Origin of the sequence: Syntrophus buswellii, from assembly GCF_046097065.1 — a bacterium.
In the GTDB taxonomy this organism is placed as follows: domain Bacteria; phylum Desulfobacterota; class Syntrophia; order Syntrophales; family Syntrophaceae; genus Syntrophus; species Syntrophus buswellii.
On record NZ_CP175563.1, the window covers coordinates 1,021,270 to 1,038,601 of the forward strand.

Consider the following 17,332-nt stretch of genomic DNA (forward strand, 5'->3'; position numbering starts at 1 on the left):
GGCAACAGGAGAGTCATGATGACTGAACCGTTACCGAACTTGAGGCGTTCGACCTCTGTGGGTGAGGAGGAGGGAATTCACCTGCCGGATTTATGGCGGGTGGTCTGGAAACGGCGGAAGTTTATCGCGCTGCTGGCGTTTTCCGTTGTCGTTGCTACAATAGGTGTGTCGCTCTTTATGGACAACATCTATCAGGCCAGGGCCGTTATTATACCGATCACCGCTAAAGACAGCGGAGGGGGCGGAGCGTTGTCCGCCCTGGCCTCGCAGTTCGGCGGTGTGGCGGGTGTTTCCCTGCCCGGATCGTCTTCCTCTTCGGAGATCATCAGTCTCCTGAATTCCAATATCCTGCGGGAGAAGGTTGTTGATCGGCATCGTTTGATGCCCGTTCTCTTTTATGAGCGGTGGGACAGCCGGAAAGGACAATGGAAGCGCGATGAGGGCATCAGCCTGAACCCTTTGAAATGGCTGATGAGCCTTGTAAAAGCCGCTGGTCCATCCGATCCGAAAGCTGCCGGCGGGAAGGAAGAGGAGGGGGTTCCGAAGATGTGGGATGCCCTGCGCCTTTTGAAGGGGATCGTCCAGGTCAACAGCAGCGCCAAGGATAACACGATCGTCTTGACGGTGGAAAACAGAGATCCGGAGCTGGCGGCGAAACTCGCGACATACTTTCTTGACACGCTGACGGAGCACATGAGCTCCGAAGCGAAGCGCGTGGCCCTGATCAACAGGACCTATCTGGAGCAGCAGCTGCAGACGACGGCGGATCCTCTCATCCGGCAGAAAATCTACAACCTCATCGCCCAGCAGCTGGAAACAGCCATGATGGCGGAAGTCAAAGAGAATTTTGCCTTCAAGGTGATCGACCCCCCTAAAATACCAGACAGGAAAGTCAAGCCGAAACGGGCGCTCATGGCGGTGCTTTCCCTTGCCGCCGCCCTTTTTATGGGCGTTTTTATCGCATTTTTTATGGAGTATCTGGAAAGAGTTCAAAGGAGCGGTCGAGGAGAGGACGTGGAAACAGGAAGGGGGGAAGGGTCATGAAGGGAAGGTTCATCTTTGTTATCTGGTCGATTTTTCTCATGCTTTCTACAGGGATTGGACATTCCTTGACCGTGGATGAAATCTGCCAGCAGAAAAATCTTACCCCCGAACAGTGCCAGCAATTGAAGGCCAGATTGTCGGCGTCGGGTGGCCAGGTTGCTCCCGGGCCCATGGACGCCGGGGTGAAAAGCCAGGAATTGGATTCTTCCGCGAGGCCCATGGAAAACCAGCAGAGAAGAGATCTTTTGGAAAGGGGAGTCATCTCCTCGCCATGGAACAAACCCGAGTCACCTGCTTTCCGGATTCCTCAAAGCGCTTTGAGCAGCGAAGAAGCCAATGGGAACTCCATGTTTGATCGCCTTCGAAAGGCTGGGAAGTACCAGGATATTTCAACGAATCTTCGCCCCTTCGGTTACGAGTTTTTCCAGGAAACCTCCGTGCAGGTGTTTTCGGGCCGGAAGGATATCCCTGTCCCCATGAATTACGTTGTCGGCCCGGGAGATGAAGTCCGGATCATGCTGTGGGGGCGCGTCAACAGCCAGTACAACCTGATCGTGGATCGGGATGGGAGAATCACCATCCCTCAGATTGGCCCTGTTTCCGTTGCCGGGATGACCTTTGAGCAGATGTCCAGGCAGATCATCGGCATGACGGAGCAGATGGTCGGTGCCAATATCGACATTGCCATGGGGACCCTCAAGACCACGCCGATCTTCGTTCTTGGCGATGTGCGGCGGCCCGGCTCCTTCACCGTCGGGTCCTTTGCGACGATAACCGATGCCCTCCTTCTTTCCGGGGGACCCAGCGATATCGGATCCATGCGGAATGTGCAGCTCAAGCGGAACGGCCGCCTGGTGGCAACCTTCGATCTCTACAGTCTTCTCCTGAAAGGGGACAGATCCAGGGATCTTATTCTTCAGGCGGGGGATGTCGTCTTTGTCCCGGTGACCGGCCCTCAGGTGGGCATTGCAGGCAATGTGAAGCGGCCTGCCATCTATGAGTTGAAGGACCGTCATGACCTGGATGGGCTCTTCGAACTGGCGGGGGGTATTCTGCCCACGGCGGATACCCAGCAGATTCAGCTGTCGCGCATTCAAAGGAACGAACGGCACATCGTGGTCGATGTCGATGATAAAAGCCTGAAGGGCTCTCGAAAAGTGAAGCTCCAGGACGGGGATCTCGTCAAAGTCTTCAGCATTGTGGATCGGGACCGGAATGCCGTTTATCTGGAAGGGAATGTGAAACGCTCGGGGAAATACCAGTACAAGGCCGGCATGCGCGCTGGCGATCTCATTAAGAGTTCTTCAGATCTGCTGGATCAATCCTACATGGACTACGCGCTCATCAAACGGATTGTGCCTCCCGACCGGAAGGAGGAACTGATTCCTTTCAACCTCGGGAAAATGCTCATGCGTCAGGATCCTGTCCATAATGTGGAACTGCGACCGGAGGATCGCATTTACGTTTTTTCCCGCTGGCTTTTTATGGATAAGCCCTATGTTACCGTAGAGGGTGAAATCAGGGGGGTCATGGCCTTCCCGGAGAATTCGGCAGGTATGGCCCCTGAAGGAGAGAAAAATCAGCTCCCATATAGTGGAAGTTATCAATCCAATCTTTTCAGAAGCGGTTGGAGCAGTGCCGGTATGGCGGTCCAGGCACCGGTCCTTCAGGAGGCCGGAGCAACCGATCAGCTGAAGACGACAGCAACGGCTTGTGAGGTCCGCAAGGACAATGTCGATCAGGCGCTCTCACAATTTACGGCTGTCGAGAATGAGTTGAAGGCGGGTCAGAATGAGCAGATTCAGAGTTCAAGGGCTCAGGTCCAGGTCCCTCCGGGAGGAGAAGAGCAGATGCAAGCGGGAAGGGACCTATCCCTGCAGAAGAACAGGCTGCAGTTGAGTGACCATGATGCCTATGCCCTGCTCGAAAAAATACGGTTCATCAAGGAAACGCTGAGCCAGAATCAACGGACGGCAACCCGGGAAATCCTGGAGCTTCAGGAGGAGTTGAAGAGAAGGAATCTTTATGGTCTCGCCGATCAGGTCAGGGAAGCCGCCGAGACGTTAAGGACGGAGTGCAGGGTCCCGATGAGCGAAAATATGAGGGTTCGTGACGCGATCCTGAAGGCTGGCGGTCCGACCCTGGAAGCTTATCCGGATCGTGGTGAAATTATCCGGATTGAAGAGGGGCGGGTTTACAGGACGCTGCATTTTAATGTGGCAAAAGCAATGGCCAATGATCCCCTGGAAAATCTGGCCCTTCAAAACCGGGACAGAGTCGTTCTTCACTCCGTCTGGGAACACGTGGAAGAAAAAAGCGTTTCCATTGAAGGCGAGGTCAAGAAACCGGGGACCTATCTCTACACCGATGAAATGACGGTGAGGGACCTTGTCTTCCGCGCCGGCCAATTGATGGACTCGGCTTATCTGGATGAAGCCGAATTGTCCACCGTCGTTGTCGATGGGGGTAAGCGAGCCCGATTGGAAAAGAGACCCATCAGCCTGAGAAGGGCCCTGGCCGGGGATCCACAACACAACATCCCGTTGAAAAATCGCGATCGGCTCTTTGTAAAGCGTATCTCCGACTGGAATGTGGAGCGCTACGTGACCCTTTCCGGTGAATTCCGCTTTCCCGGGCGATACATCGTCAGCAAGGGAGAAAAGCTGTCCTCTCTCATTGAGAGGGCAGGAGGTTTTACCGATAAGGCCTATCTCCGTGGGGCGTTTTTCACGCGGGATCGAGTCCGGGAGCTTCAACAGAAGGGGCTTCAGGATTTGACGTCGCGCCTGGAACGGGATCTGCTGACCGGAGGATCGAAAGAAGTCGCCACGGCCCTTTCAACCGCGGAAGTTCAGGCAAAACAGGCTGAATTTGAGCAGAAGCGCAAGTTTGTCCAGTCTTTGAAAGAGCTGAAAGCGACGGGGCGGATGACAATCCGCGCGGATCTGATGCAGCTGCAGGGAAGTGAGTATGACATTGAACTTGAGGACGGGGACAGCCTTTTCATCCCCGAGGTCAACAAAGTGGTGACGGTTGTCGGCTCGGTAATGACGAACGGAAGCTTCGTCTATGAAAGCAGAAATGGTTACGAGGATTACATCGCCATGACAGGGGGATACTCACAATATGCCGACAAGAAAAATGTCTATGTCCTGAAGGTGGATGGAAGCGCCCGGAAGGTGGACAGCGGCTTCCTGTACTGGAACGACATGAAATCACGCTGGCAGCATGGCAACGTCGGGGGGATTGAGCCTGGAGACCAGATCGTGGTGCCGGAGCAGACCGAGCGGATTGCCTGGCTGCGGGAATTTCGTGACATAACGGCCATTCTCATGCAGCTGGCCGTCACGGCCGGGGTTGTCGTCAAGGTCTTCTAGGGAGCGTAAACAAGCTATTCTGGCTGGACGATCGGTCAGGAATTGAGAGATCAGATAACATGTCCAATCACAAAACATTTCCAATGGGCGCGGCGATTGTCCTGCTCGCACTGCTGTTCACATTGATATCGTCTTCCCCGGTTTGCGCCGCCTCTTCGGTCAATGTTTCGCTGGAGCGCGCTCTCTATTCCGATATGGAATTCTGGGCGGCGGAGGGCCTCATCGAAAGCCAGTTGAATTCCTTCCGGCCCTTTGCCGGCAGCGAGGTGGGCAGCCAGATCGCTGCGGCGCTGGACAGATGCGATGCAAAAAAATCGGCCTCTCCAACATGCAGACGTATTGCGGGGCATTATGCAAAGCTTTTCCAGGGGGATGTCGAGGAGGCGCGTTTTCCGGATCACAGGAACAACACCTTTCTGAAGCCCGTGGAAACCTTTTCCCTTTCCTACCGGTACCTGGACGGTCCGTTCTCCGTATACAACCAGGAGGGGCTGCACTACAGCGACGGCCACAACGCGATGATCCAGTTTCAATCTCAGGCCAGACTCTGGCGCGCCTTTTCCTTCTTTGTGCAGCCCATGGTCCTGTACAATCAGAAGTCCGGCTTCCACAGTATTCAGCCGAATCCGAATCCCTCCTCTGCACCGCCCAATGGCTGGTCCGATGACGAAAGCAGCAATTTCGACGTCCGTCTGCACAAGGGATATGGAAAGCTGACCCTTTTCAATGTTGAACTGCTTGTGGGAAGAGATTCCCTCTGGTGGGGACCTGCCTATCACGGTGCCTTGCTCATGTCCAACAATGCCCATCCTTTTGACATGGTGAAATTATCCAACCCGGAGCCGGTCTTGCTGCCGTGGATTTTTTCCTGCCTGGGGCCTGTGCAGTTCAACCTGATTTTTTCTGAACTCAAGGATGACCGGGAAGGAAAGCAGTTGAAAAATCCCTATCTGTACGGCGGGCGTCTGGGCTTCAAACCTCATCCCTATCTGGAGCTCGGTGCGTCCCACCTGGTCATGTTCAGCGGTGAGGGGCGCCGTGACCTGAGCTTGAACGACGTGTTCAACATCCTTTACGGAAACGAAAATCAAGACAACAAGAAGACGGACAGCAATCAGGAGTTCGCCGTTGACGCGGCCCTCACCATACCGAACATCAAAAAGTATCTGCTCCTGGCTGACGGTCTGAAGTTGTACGTTGAATGGGGCGGCGAGGATACAGGGTTACCGCCGGACAGAAGGGCTTATGTCACCGGTCTGGCGCTTTACAAGCTCTTTGATCTTGAAAGGACCGCACTGCACGTAGAATATGCCAGGATGTCTCCCAGCAGTGTCCCCGGAAGTTGGTATAACCACCCGTACTATCCAATGTATTACAAGGACAGCGTGTTTGGCCATCACGCCGGCAGTGACGCCGATGACCTCTTCATCGAGTGGTCTCAGGATTTTGAGAAATTCTATTACAAACTGGGTTTCGATCGGGAAAGGAGCGGCATTCAGACCAGGGACCATACGCAGACCAAAAATCAGTTTTTTGGAGAGGTGGGTTACCGGCTCAACGATCATTCAGACATCCGGCTGTCTTACGCCTATGAAAAGGTCGATCACGTCGACTATGAAGAGGATGACAGCAGGAATAACCATTTCCTTGGGATCGAGGCCTTCTTTTCTTTTTAAAGAACGAATATTCCTGCTGCCCATGCCGGTCTGGAATGCGTTAATCGACGATCTTGCCCTCTGAAATCAATTGCCGTTCAATCATCAGGATCTTTTTCCCGAGAAAGAATTCCAGGTCGCGATTGTTTCCCAGGAATCTGACCGTGACGTATTCCATCTCCTGGGCATGGACGGCCGCTGCAACGGGAGAGCTGATCCGGACGACCTTCCCATCCGTTTTGAATACCCTGCCGCCGGACTGGAGTGTCAGGGTGACATTTCCATATTCCGTGGGTGGATTCCCCCGCCGATGGCTGTACTGTATGCCGCCCAGGGAGAGATTGATCAGGTTCACTCGCTCTCCGTTGACAAGGAGGAGGAGATCACTGCTGGATGGCGGCCGCACCCGGTAGTGGGTCCGAAGGTTGATTTCCGCCGGTTCGCCCGTCTGTTTCAGAACGAAGGCAGGTACGACGTTTGATGAAGAGAGGGGATAGGCCTCCTGGTATTCCACGATGGTGGCAGGGATCCCCATTCGGATGGCCGGCCTGCTTTCCGGGGCTCCGACCTTGAGAAGATAGCTGGCGTTGACGCGAACGCCGATATGCCTTCGATAGAGGGGAGGGGATGTCTGGGAGATGATGATCCGCTGGTCCTGAACGTCATAGACCATCGCTTTTCTCGCGACAACCTGCTCCTTGTATATATCACTTTCCAGAACGACATCGAGCTGGGATCCTGCCCTCACGCTTCCAATCCTTTTCCCGCCTTTATCCCAATCCGCCGCTATCCAGCATGCCTTGACGGCTCGCGCTGCTCAGCTGCATGCCCCAGCCTGTCCCGGCCCCTTTCCGCCGCCGCCCCTCAATCCTTTCAAATAAACGTGCAGCCCCCGTCTAGCCCAGTTTTATCGACTCGATGTATTCCACAACCTTCTGGGCAACCGTTCGGACGGTATATTCGAACTGGGCTTCGTCCTGGCTCAACAGGGTCATCCGGAAGCCGGGAAGGGAGGTAAAGAAGGACGTCAAAGGTACGACGCAGATCCCTGTCGCTCCCAGGAGATAGTAGACAAAGCGCTTGTCGAATTCGATGGGTTCGGACACCATCGTTTCAATGAACCGGCGAATGTCCGTATTTTCGATCTTGAGCTTCTGCCGACCGTTCAGAACCGCCTCATTGAAAACGACCGTGAGATAAAAGGCTCCATTGGGCTTATTGACCATGATGTAGGGAACATCCTTCAACAGCTCGTATGCCAGATTGGAAAATCGTTCGTAATGGCGGAGCCGCTGGTTCAGATATCCCTGGTATTCCGGATGCGTCATGATTTTGGGGATCGAAATCTGGGGGAGCGTGGTGGAGCAGACTTCAGACATCTTCTGATCCAGAATGGCCCCCATATAACTGGCGAAACGTTCATCCTTGTCCGCATTGTAGATTTCCATCCAGCCGCACCGGGATCCCGGCCAGGGAAATTCCTTTGAAATTCCCTTCAGGCTGACACCCGGAACATCCCCGATGATGTCCGACAGAGGGACGGTTTCCTTGCCGTTATAAACGATGTTGTGGTACGTCTCATCGACAATGAGAAAGAGGTCGTATTTTCTGGCGATCTCCACAATCTCCCGGAGGGCCTCTTCCGGATAGACGAACCCGGTGGGATTATCGGGGTTGATCACGAGGATTCCCACAATGGACCGGTAGCTTTTGACCTTCTGTTCCAGTTCCTTGATGTCCGGATGCCAGTGCTGGTAGGGATTCATCCGGTAGGTGTTGGGCGGAAAGGATGCATGGAGCACCTCAGCCAGAAAATGGGTGGAGTAGGTGGGCTCCGGCATGATGATCCGGGCGTCAACCCGGATGGCGCTGTAGGAGCGGGCGATCGCATCACCCAGTCCGTTGAAGAAAATGATGTCTTCCGGAGTGATCTGTATTTTCCCGCGCTGATTGGTCCGCTCGGCCAGAAACCTGCGGGTTTCAAGCATGCCTTTTGTCGGCGAGTAACCGTAGGAAAGGTCGTCCTGCATGATTTCCGTGAGGGTTTGCTTCATCCATTCAGGAATCTGTTCCCCCTTCTGGATAGGATCACCGATATTTTCCCAGATGACTTCTATTCCGTATTCCTTCAGCCGGTTGGCTACGTTGACGATATTGCGGATTTCATAAACCAAGCCGGTCCCGCCTTTGGCAATATCCAGTCTCATAAACACACCTTCTCTTTCCAAGAATTCTATTAAAAATGAAAGGTTTATGGTTATTATACTTCGGAAAAAATATCCACATTTTTTTTGTGCTTTTTCCTCTGCAGTAGTTTATGATTTTATTGCACTTTTTGGTTAATTGTGTTTTATAGTCAATAAACTTCAGCCGATTTCGAGATGGACAAAGGATTCTGGATGGCACGGGCGTTGAAAAGACAAGGGGTTGTTGGGTTATGAAGGGGGATTCCTGGCTTTGGGTAGACAGCGTCGCCAAGGTGGCAGAAGCGATGGCCGATATGGACCAATCGTCGCTGATCGCCCTGGATACGGAATATGATTCCCTCCACTATTTCCGGGAGAAACTCTGCCTGGTTCAGATCCGGGCGGCAAAACGGACCTATGTCCTTGATCCTCTCAACGGAATTGACCTTTCGTTCCTTCGGCCGTATTTGGCCAACCCCCGTCTGCTCAAGATTACGCATGCCGGTGATAACGACATCCGGATTTTAAAGCGGGATTACGGCTTCGAATTCAATAACCTGTTTGATACCCAGCGTGCGGCCCATATCCTGGGCTGCCGGTATCTGGCCCTGTCGCATATCGTGGGGCATTACCTGGGCGTTGAAATCAAAAAATCAAAGGAAATGCAGCGGTCGAAATGGGAAATACGGCCCCTTTCGGAAAGTCAATTGAAGTATGCGGTTCAGGATACCATTTTTCTGGCTGATCTGTACCGGCAGCTGGATGAGAAACTTTGCCGGCAGGGCATGAGGGATCAGGCCCAGAAGGCGTTTGACGGGATGACGGCCGTCAGTTGGCGGGAAAAGACCCTTGATATGCTTGGACATCGGAAAATCAAAGGGTTTGACACCCTGACGAAGGGGCAGCAGGAACGCTTGAAAAGGCTTTACCGTTGGCGTTTTAAAAAGGCAAAACAGACCAATCGGGCGATGTTCCTGATTCTGTCCGACCAGGAGATCCTATCCCTGAGCAGAGCCGACTGGCAATCCGGGGAGGAACTGCAGTCCGCCAATCTTCTGCCTTCGGACAAGGCCAGTCTTTATGGCAGCGAACTGGGAAAAACTCTTTACGCCGACGGCTGACGCCGGTTTGTCTTTTCGGAAGGCAGCACGAGGGAACGAAGTCGCGTCGCCACGGCATACAGGTGCCAGGGCCGCTGGAAGCAGTGCCGATGAGTCCATGGGGATGATGCGGAGCGGAATGAAACGACACACTGAAACCCGACTCCAGGGAAAAAGATGCGCAAGCGGGTAAAAGCACGGGATCTGAAGGTCGGGATGCACGTCATTCTCGATATGCCCTGGCATCAGCATCCTTTTTTCAGAAACTCCTTTGTCCTTTCTTCCGAAGGGGATATCCTGCGCATTCTTAACGCGGGCATTGACGAAGTTGTCGTGGATATGGCTTTGTGTGAGGTGCAACCGCCCGCTCCAGTCGCAGCGGAGGAGCCTGAGTTCCCTGAACATCCGGAAAAGGTCGTATCCGGCCAGCCGGCCTGGAATGACGGACCCCTGATCCCTGCCGAACTGAAGGAGGCGATCGGCAATTCCCGGATTTCCCCCCGGGAAAAGGCCGGCATTGTGCGAAAATCCTGTCTCATCCTGATGGAGCGTCTCCTGGAGAGCCCGACGGCGGAAAACATCCACACGGCAAAAGGGGCCATCTATGATGTGGTCGACCTGATGACTTCGGAAGAGGATCTGCTGCAGCATCTTCTTGAGATTACCTCCCACGACTATTACACGTACACCCATTCCGTCAATGTCGGCATGCTGTCGGTTTCCCTGTGCAAGGCCGTTTTCGGCCGGTCGAGCGACCACAATATGCGTGAGCTCGGTGCGGCCTTTTTTCTTCACGACCTCGGCAAGGTCCGCATCGACTCCAGCTACATCAACAAACCGGGCAAACTGACGGACGAGGAGATGCGGCAGATGATGAACCACCCGGTTTATGGGTTTGATATTCTCAATGAAGCGCATGAACTGAGCGAGGAATGCAAGCTCGTGGTCCTGGAGCATCATGAGCGGGCTGACGGGAGCGGGTATCCGGCGGCACTGCGGGAGGACAAGATCCATGTTTACGCGCGGATCTGCTCCATTGCCGACGTGTACGACGCTCTGACCTCGGGGCGTTCCTACAAGAAGCCCATCGCACCTTTTCCTGCGCTGAAAGTGATGAAGGAGGAGATGCTCGGCCATTTTCAACCCGAACTGTTTGAAAAATTCGTCCGGATGTTCTGCTGAACGAACAGGGGACTAAAACCGGGAAACAGCTCCCCATCGCCTCCTGCCGTTCGTCTTGCCCCTTGTTCCGGGCGCCTTGAAATCCGGCCTAACCGGGGGATGAGACATCGTCGGATCCCCTTGATGGACGGCGACCGATGGCAAACCAGGGCGTCAATGGGAGAGCAAGAGGTTTCGGGGTGTCCCCCTCGTAGAAGATCTGTTCCAGAAAAAGGCCGGAGGGCGGCGCCGTCAAACGGGCCGGTTCATCCGATGGGCTTTGCAGCATCTGCCGGACATCCTGGAGGGAAAGATTCCCCCGCCCCACCTCCACCAGAACGCCAACCATCCGACGGACCATTTTCCAGAGAAAATGGGAACCGGTCACCCGGAAGAAGACGAGGTCTCCCAGCGCCTGCAGCTCCAGGGCATGGATTTTGACCTGCGTGGACGTCTGCCGGTCGAGACGCTTGTCGGCAAAGGATGCGAAATCCTGGAATCCGGTAAAAAGTTGGCTTGTGGCCTGCATCTTCTTCAGGTCCAGATGATCCCGGATCCACCAGACGTAGCGCTTTCCGAAGGCGGTGCGATGACCGGAAAGAACGTAAAGGTAGCTCCGGAGTTGGGCGGAGTGCCGGGCATGGAAAAGGGGGCCGGCCTCCTCAACCTGCAGGATGTTGATGCTGGAAGGAAGGGCGTCGTTGAGATTTTCCAGGAGCTTCCTTGGAGGCATTTTCCGGGCGGTTTCCAGATGAGCGACCTGGGCGAGAGCATGAACACCGGCGTCCGTTCGGCCTGCACCCTGTATGTCGACGCGGGTTCCGAGGATCTTTTCGGCAGCGCGAATTAAGGTTTCCTGGATGCTCCGCGCATTTTTCTGCATCTGCCAGCCGCTGTATCCCGTTCCGTCATATTCCAGAACCAGCTTGTATTTTGCCGGGGTTGTTCCCCTGCCGTTCCGTTCTGCCGATGATTTTCCCTTCCGCAACGTCTTTTCTCTTTCCGCCGGACGGGAAGATCCCCCGGCCGCCTTTTTCCGGCTTCCCCAAATCCCTTTTCAAACCGATGTCGATTCTCTGAAAAGGCCCCGGCTATCACTCGCCTGTAAAAACACTCAGCGTTTTGAAAAATAGATTTCCCCGATCTCTCCCTCTGCGCGGCTTCTCGTGTCCTGAGAATCAATGTACAGGCCGATCCCCCGGGTCAGTCCCATGGGTTTTTCTGCCGCGATGTCCCTGAAAAGGTGTTGGTAATCTTCATAGATATTGCGTTTTTCTGTATACCACGTACCCAGCGCGTCGGTTCCATTGCGGCTTACGATATAGCGAACCTTGTCTGCGCCGAACTTGGGACTTTTGCCCATCCAGCCCTTCGGGGCTTCATTGTCCCAGATATAGCCGATAACGGGTGTTGTGAGTTTTGCCGGAAATCCCAGGGGCTGAAAAGCGATGTAAAGTTGAAGGGCCTGGTCATCTCGGCTGCCTTGCCGGACGTCACCGCCTTTCGGGAGCCGCTTTGCCCTCCAGCGCCAGGTCAGGTAGGGGTATTGGCGGATATCAACCTGAACTTCCTTCTTAATGCCGAATGAGGAATGTCCTTCGCTGACGAGATGAAGAAAGACCGCATCCCCGTTCTTCCTGAGACCGAGGGCCGGGCGCCCGGCTGTTTTGTCGAGAATCCACCCGGGAGGCACGCCTGGTTTCACCGGAAGGCCGGTGAAGCGGGCGGCAGCGATATACCCTGTTTTTTCCGACCTGACCGGATCCGATCCGGTGAGGACAAACACCATGGCAACAAGCAGGCAGAGAATGCCCGTGGTTTTTTTGAATTTCAATAAGAACTTCCTGTCTGCAAAGAAGGTGGAACCATCTCTTACGATGGACCGAGTGTCTTCTTGAAAAGTCGCCTGCGGCCGACCGGGGCTGAACCGGCTCAGGAGACGGATGATTTTCCTGAATACTGTTCCATGATTTCTGTGCGGGTCAGGACCGCATCGACCCGGGGAACAAGGGCTTCGATGTTGGCGCGGCCTCCTTCCTCGCGGTCAATCAGGGCAATGACCCGCTCGACGACCAGTCCGGCCTCGCGGGCGCGCTCGATGGCGGTGATGGTGGAGCCCCCCGTCGTGATCACGTCGTCGAGAATGACAACCCGTTCTCCCTCTTGAACATCCCCTTCCAGGGCGCTCTTCGTCCCGTGCCCCTTGGCATCCTTGCGGACGATGAAGGCCTTGATGGGCTTTCCCCTCTGGTGGGAAATGACGGCCAGGGCGGCGGCCAGGGGATCGGCTCCCAGGGTCAGCCCTCCGGCAGCGGTGACCTTCGCATCAGTCAGCATATCCGCCAGCAGACTGCCGATGAGGTTCATGCCCTCCGGGTTGAGCGTCGTGGGTTTGCAGTTGAAGTAATACGCGCTCTTTCTCCCGGAGGCCAGGGTAAAGGGGGGATCGTCGCTGTACTTGAAAGATTTTTCCAGAATGATTTCAATGAGGCGCTGTTTTCTGGCTTCCGGTGTGCTCATGTCTTCCTCTCCCGGCAGATTTGTGCCGTGTTGTCCTTGGTTGAAGAAACCGGTCCGACCCGGCCCTATGTCAAAATCTCCTGCTTTGCATTCTTCAGGAGCCGCTCGACAACCCGGACCGCCTCGACGCCGTCCCTGGCGTACGCCGCTCCGATGTTCTCCGCATATGAGCGGGTGACCACGGCCCCTCCGATGAGAAAGGGGCAGGTCAGCCCTTCCTTTCTTGCCTGCTCGATGGCCGTTTTCATGGAGCCCATGGTGGTGGTCATCAGGGCGGACAGTCCCACGACATCCGGGGTTTTTGTCCGGATCGTCTCCAGGAGCCTTTCCGTGGAAACGTCCTTGCCGAGATCGAGAACCTGGTATCCGTGATTTTTAAGCATCAGGACGACGATGTTTTTCCCGATATCATGGATGTCGCCCTGAACCGTGGCCATGACGATCGTTCCCTTGGACCCTGCAGAGGTTCCGCTTCCCTGCAGCCTCGGCTCCAGGACCTCCAGGGCCTTCTTCATCGCCTCGGCGCTGGCGATCAGTTGGGGCAGGAAATAAATCTTCCGGTCAAAAAGGTCTCCCACCTCGACAATGGCCGGAATGAGCAGGTCATCGACGATGCTTCGGGCTTCCAAGCCTGCGGTGAGGGCCGTTTCCGCCAGATCCGCGATGTCGTCGCGGTTGCCGTCCAGAACGGCTGTCCGGAGCTTTTCCTCCGGTGTCCGGGGCGTTGGAGCCGTCGAGGGTTCCGGTTCCCGGACTTCCGCCGCCCTGGCGGAATGGGCGATATAGCGTGCGGCCTGGGCGTCCACGCCTGTCAGGACATCGGCGGCCCGCTTGATGGACATGAGTTCTTCCATGGACGGATTGGCGATGGCCATCGTCAGTCCGGACAGCTGAGCCATGGCCAGGAAAGAGGCGTTGAGCCATTTGCGCTCCGGCAGGCCGAACGACACATTGGAGATGCCAAGGATGGTCTTGGCTTTGAAGCGGCTGGTCACCCAGGCGATGGTCTTGAGCGTCTCCACCGGCGCATTGGCATTGGTGGCGGCCGTCATGACCAGGCCGTCGACGACCATGTCCTCCTTTGAAAAACCCAGGCACCGCGCCTTTCTGTAGACGTCCCGGACGATGGCGATCCGCCGGTCGGCGCTTTCGGGTACTTCTCCGTCGGCCAGGGGCAGGAGGATGAACATGGCTCCGTAATGGGCGGCCAGGGGCAGGAGGCGCTGCATTTTTTCCTTTTCCCCGGAGATGGAATTGATCAGGGCCCGTCCCGGGTAAAGGCGCAGTGCCGTCTCCACGATTTCCACCCTTGCCGAATCGATGACCAGCGGCAGCTCCGTCGCCATGGACAGCAGGGCGAGGACGTTCCGGATTGTTTTTTCTTCATCGATGCCGGGAACGCCGACGTTGACATCCAGCAGATCGGCCCCCAGCTGCTCCTGCTCGCGGGTCATCTGCCGGACCAGGGACATACGGCCTGCGAGGAGCTCCTGTTGCAGGGCTTTCTTCCCTGTAGGGTTAAGGCGTTCGCCGACGATGACCAGGGGCGTGCCGCTCTCCAGGAGCCGGTATCTCCGGGCTGAGCTCACGGCGCTCAAAGCTTTGCGAACCGGGGGACGGGGCTGGGTGGATTTCAGCGATTCGGCCAGTCGCTGGATATGATCGGGTGTCGTCCCGCAGCAGCCGCCGAGCAGATTGACGCCCGCGGCGGCGAAGGCCGGGCCGTGACCGGCGAAGGTTGCGGCGTCCATATCGAAGAAGGCGTCTTCCCCTTCGAGCCGGGGGAGACCCGCGTTGGGCTTGGCCGCCAGGGGTACCGTTGCGTAAGGTTTCATGGCCTCGATCAAGGGGAGCATGTCTTCCGGTCCGGTGGAGCAGTTGCAGCCCACGGCATCGGCCCCAAGGCTCTGCAGGGTGATCAGGGCGGAGACCGGATCGGTGCCGTTGAGGGTGCGGCCCCCGTTTTCATAGGTCAGGGTAACCATCGTAAAGGCCGGACAGGTCTCCTTGACGGCCAGGAGTGCGGCGCGCGCTTCCTGAATGTCCATCATGGTTTCAATGATGAAAAGGTCGACTCCGCCCTCCGCCAGGCCCAGGATCTGTTCCGAAAAGGCGGCGACCGCCTCTTCAAAGGGGAGATCGCCGAATGGCTCCACAAAATGGCCGGTTGAACTGATATCGCCGGCGAGAAGGACCCCGGGGCCGACGGCGCGCCTGGCGATCCCGGCCAGCTCCCGGTTGATTTCCCGGACGCGATGGGCGTTTCCATATTGGGCAAGCTTATAGCGGTTTGCTCCGAAGGTGCCCGTGTAGACCACGTCCGCACCGGCCTCTCCATACGCCTTATGGATTTCCGACAGGGTCTCCGGATGTTCCAGGCACCACAATTCAGGGCAGGCACCGGGGGGCATACCCCGTTTCTGCAGCTCCGTTCCCGTGGCGCCGTCGAGGATGAGGATCTTCTTTTTTAAAAGGCGGCGGATTGCTTCTTTGGATTTCATGAGGTTACGTTCCAGAGTAGAGGTCGTATGCTGAATTCTGTCATCTTTCAGGGGTTTGTATTTAGCCTGCCGGGGAAGGCCCTGTCAATAACCTTTTGTCCTTGTGAACGATGAGAAAAGGATTCCAGAGAAAGATATTTCCTGATCGAACGCATCCGGTGTGCCGCATATGTTCCGGCAGGAGGGTAAGTGGCAACACCCCCGTCGGAACAACCCTTCCGTGCCCGTCTGCCTTTCCTTCCCAGCCGCCAAGCGGCGCGGTACCGCGGCAAAGCGAGCAATGGGCGTTGATCCCTGCGGCATCAACCGGAACCAATGCAGGCGTGACAGTGGTTATAGCATATTCGAATCCCGGCAATCACCCTATTTTTTATCGGGCAGATTTTCGGATCAGCATTGGATTGACACAACCGCCCGATGCGTCTATATTTGTGCCTGCAAAATCGGGGGGGCGGACGGAGGAGTGTCAGCCGTCCAGAGGATTGACGAGTTGTTGGAGATGCCGGCCCATCCCTGACCTTGATGGCAGGGACTGTTCGAATCGCTGCCGGGAGCGCCGGCTGGAATTGAATGGGGTGATTGAGTGGAAATTAAAAAAGCACAAGGAGAAGAGCATGGAATCAGAGGTCTACAAGAAGATTTTAAACATGGCGATAGAGAGGGAAATAGAGGCGGCGACGTTTTATCAGGACGTGTGCGACAAAACGGCGGACGGCAATCTGAAGACCATTTTCGGTCATCTGGCTGCTGAGGAACGTGGGCACCGCGCCTTGCTGGAGGGTTTTCTCACCGATGAGTCGCGGACCATGAAGTTCAAATCCGGCCCGGACTACAAAGTGTCCGAAACCGTCGAGAGGCCGAAATTATCCATGGAGATGAAGCCTGTTGACGCCATTGCGCTGGCCATGAAAAAGGAAGAGGACGCCATGAACATGTACCTCGGATTCTCCCGGGCCAGCGATGACGCAGGGCAGAAAAATATTTTTGACAACCTGGCGTCGATGGAACAATCCCACAAGGCGAAGCTGGAAGACCTCTATACCAATATGGCTTTCCCCGAGGTGTGGTAAGGAACGGTGCCCCTGCCCTGAAAGGTGTGCGGCCGCCGTCCGCCCTCACGGGGCGACGTCCCGGATGCCCGTGAGGGCCGTTACGGATTTTTCGGGGACGAGGAGGCAGCTTTCGGTGAGGATGACGCCGAACCGGTTCAACTGCAGCAGGCGATAAATCGTCCTCTGATTCTCCAGGGCAAAGTCTCCGTAACCTGCGGAATAGCGCCGGGGAAGGAACATCTTGTTTTCCCGGCGCAGAGAAGGGCGCAGAGACCCCAGGATCCAGTCCAGTGCGGCATCGGTCATCTCGCTGGCCGTGGCGTCCAGAACGACGGCCCGGGTCACATTACGCCCGGCGGCGTCATCGGCAATAGCCTCCATGATCGCCGAACCGGCGGTAGCCCCCAGGAGGGCCGCCTCCCGACAACGGTCAAAAAATCTGGCCAGGTGACGGCTCTCAAATGCCACTCCACCCTTTAGAACGACCCGGGACGGTGAGATTTCAGCTATTGGAAGACGCAGAACGGTCCCTTTCAGACAGATGAGGGACCGCGCCTCTTCCATGTAACTCTCGATTTCCGCGGACTGCTGAGGAGAGATCCGGGTGGCATCACGCCGGTAGCCCAGCCGCCGGTAGATCGATTCCCTGGGCAGGTCGATCCGGATGGTTTCAAAGTCGATACGCAGCCCATCATTCCGAAGGGGGGCATGTTCTTTCGCGGACACGAAATTGGGG

General features: G+C 55.9%; 13 protein-coding genes. 6 read left to right on the top strand and 7 right to left on the bottom strand.

The features are described from left to right. Positions 1–15 precede the first annotated feature (15 nt). From ACJ77P_RS04635 to ACJ77P_RS04645, 3 genes are read left to right on the top strand one after another with little or no spacing between them, the layout of a single operon-like run. The gene (locus ACJ77P_RS04635; RefSeq protein WP_408999119.1) at positions 16–1,044 is read left to right on the top strand and encodes a Wzz/FepE/Etk N-terminal domain-containing protein; all 1,029 of its coding nucleotides are present in this window, start codon (positions 16–18) and stop codon (positions 1,042–1,044) included. Then, on the top strand, positions 1,041–4,421 hold the full coding sequence (locus tag ACJ77P_RS04640) for an SLBB domain-containing protein (protein WP_408999120.1): 3,381 nt from the start codon (positions 1,041–1,043) through the stop codon (positions 4,419–4,421). Before ACJ77P_RS04635 ends, ACJ77P_RS04640 begins: the two co-directional genes overlap by 4 nt. A 59-nt stretch (positions 4,422–4,480) precedes the next feature. Then, the gene (locus ACJ77P_RS04645) at positions 4,481–6,097 is read left to right on the top strand and encodes a capsule assembly Wzi family protein (RefSeq protein ID WP_408999121.1); all 1,617 of its coding nucleotides are present in this window, start codon (positions 4,481–4,483) and stop codon (positions 6,095–6,097) included. Between the two features lie 40 nt (positions 6,098–6,137). On the opposite strand, the gene ACJ77P_RS04650 is transcribed toward ACJ77P_RS04645, so the two are convergent. Next, complete coding sequence (locus tag ACJ77P_RS04650) at positions 6,138–6,824, bottom strand: PilZ domain-containing protein (RefSeq protein ID WP_408999122.1); 687 nt, start codon at positions 6,822–6,824, stop codon at positions 6,138–6,140. 148 nt (positions 6,825–6,972) lie between these two features. Beyond that, complete coding sequence (locus ACJ77P_RS04655; RefSeq protein ID WP_367361202.1) at positions 6,973–8,283, bottom strand: pyridoxal phosphate-dependent aminotransferase; 1,311 nt, start codon at positions 8,281–8,283, stop codon at positions 6,973–6,975. Positions 8,284–8,513: 230 nt separating this feature from the next. Here ACJ77P_RS04655 and ACJ77P_RS04660 point away from each other — a divergent pair, with 230 nt between their 5' ends. Then, positions 8,514–9,383, top strand: coding sequence for a ribonuclease D (locus ACJ77P_RS04660; RefSeq protein WP_367361203.1), 870 nt, complete (start codon positions 8,514–8,516; stop codon positions 9,381–9,383). A gap of 156 nt (positions 9,384–9,539) precedes the next feature. After that, positions 9,540–10,544: an HD-GYP domain-containing protein gene (locus ACJ77P_RS04665; RefSeq protein ID WP_367361204.1), complete on the top strand. Its 1,005-nt coding sequence runs from the start codon at positions 9,540–9,542 to the stop codon at positions 10,542–10,544. 88 nt (positions 10,545–10,632) lie between these two features. On the opposite strand, the gene truA is transcribed toward ACJ77P_RS04665, so the two are convergent. The 4 genes from truA to ACJ77P_RS04685 all read right to left on the bottom strand — a co-directional run bounded on the left by truA (position 10,633) and on the right by ACJ77P_RS04685 (position 15,544). Next, on the bottom strand, positions 10,633–11,511 hold the full coding sequence (gene truA, locus ACJ77P_RS04670) for a tRNA pseudouridine(38-40) synthase TruA (RefSeq protein WP_367361205.1): 879 nt from the start codon (positions 11,509–11,511) through the stop codon (positions 10,633–10,635). 126 nt (positions 11,512–11,637) lie between these two features. After that, the gene (locus ACJ77P_RS04675) at positions 11,638–12,357 is read right to left on the bottom strand and encodes a DUF3047 domain-containing protein (RefSeq protein ID WP_367361206.1); all 720 of its coding nucleotides are present in this window, start codon (positions 12,355–12,357) and stop codon (positions 11,638–11,640) included. Positions 12,358–12,455: 98 nt separating this feature from the next. Continuing rightward, positions 12,456–13,043, bottom strand: a complete 588-nt coding sequence (gene pyrE, locus ACJ77P_RS04680; protein ID WP_367361207.1) for an orotate phosphoribosyltransferase — start codon at positions 13,041–13,043, stop codon at positions 12,456–12,458. A gap of 65 nt (positions 13,044–13,108) precedes the next feature. Continuing rightward, positions 13,109–15,544: a homocysteine S-methyltransferase family protein gene (locus ACJ77P_RS04685; protein WP_367361208.1), complete on the bottom strand. Its 2,436-nt coding sequence runs from the start codon at positions 15,542–15,544 to the stop codon at positions 13,109–13,111. Between the two features lie 614 nt (positions 15,545–16,158). Here ACJ77P_RS04685 and ACJ77P_RS04690 point away from each other — a divergent pair. Then, positions 16,159–16,614: a ferritin family protein gene (locus tag ACJ77P_RS04690; protein WP_367361209.1), complete on the top strand. Its 456-nt coding sequence runs from the start codon at positions 16,159–16,161 to the stop codon at positions 16,612–16,614. Between the two features lie 45 nt (positions 16,615–16,659). Here ACJ77P_RS04690 and ACJ77P_RS04695 read toward each other — a convergent pair whose 3' ends face one another. Then, positions 16,660–17,322 (bottom strand): hypothetical protein, encoded by a 663-nt coding sequence (locus tag ACJ77P_RS04695; RefSeq protein WP_367361210.1) that lies wholly within the window; start codon positions 17,320–17,322, stop codon positions 16,660–16,662. Positions 17,323–17,332 lie beyond the last annotated feature (10 nt).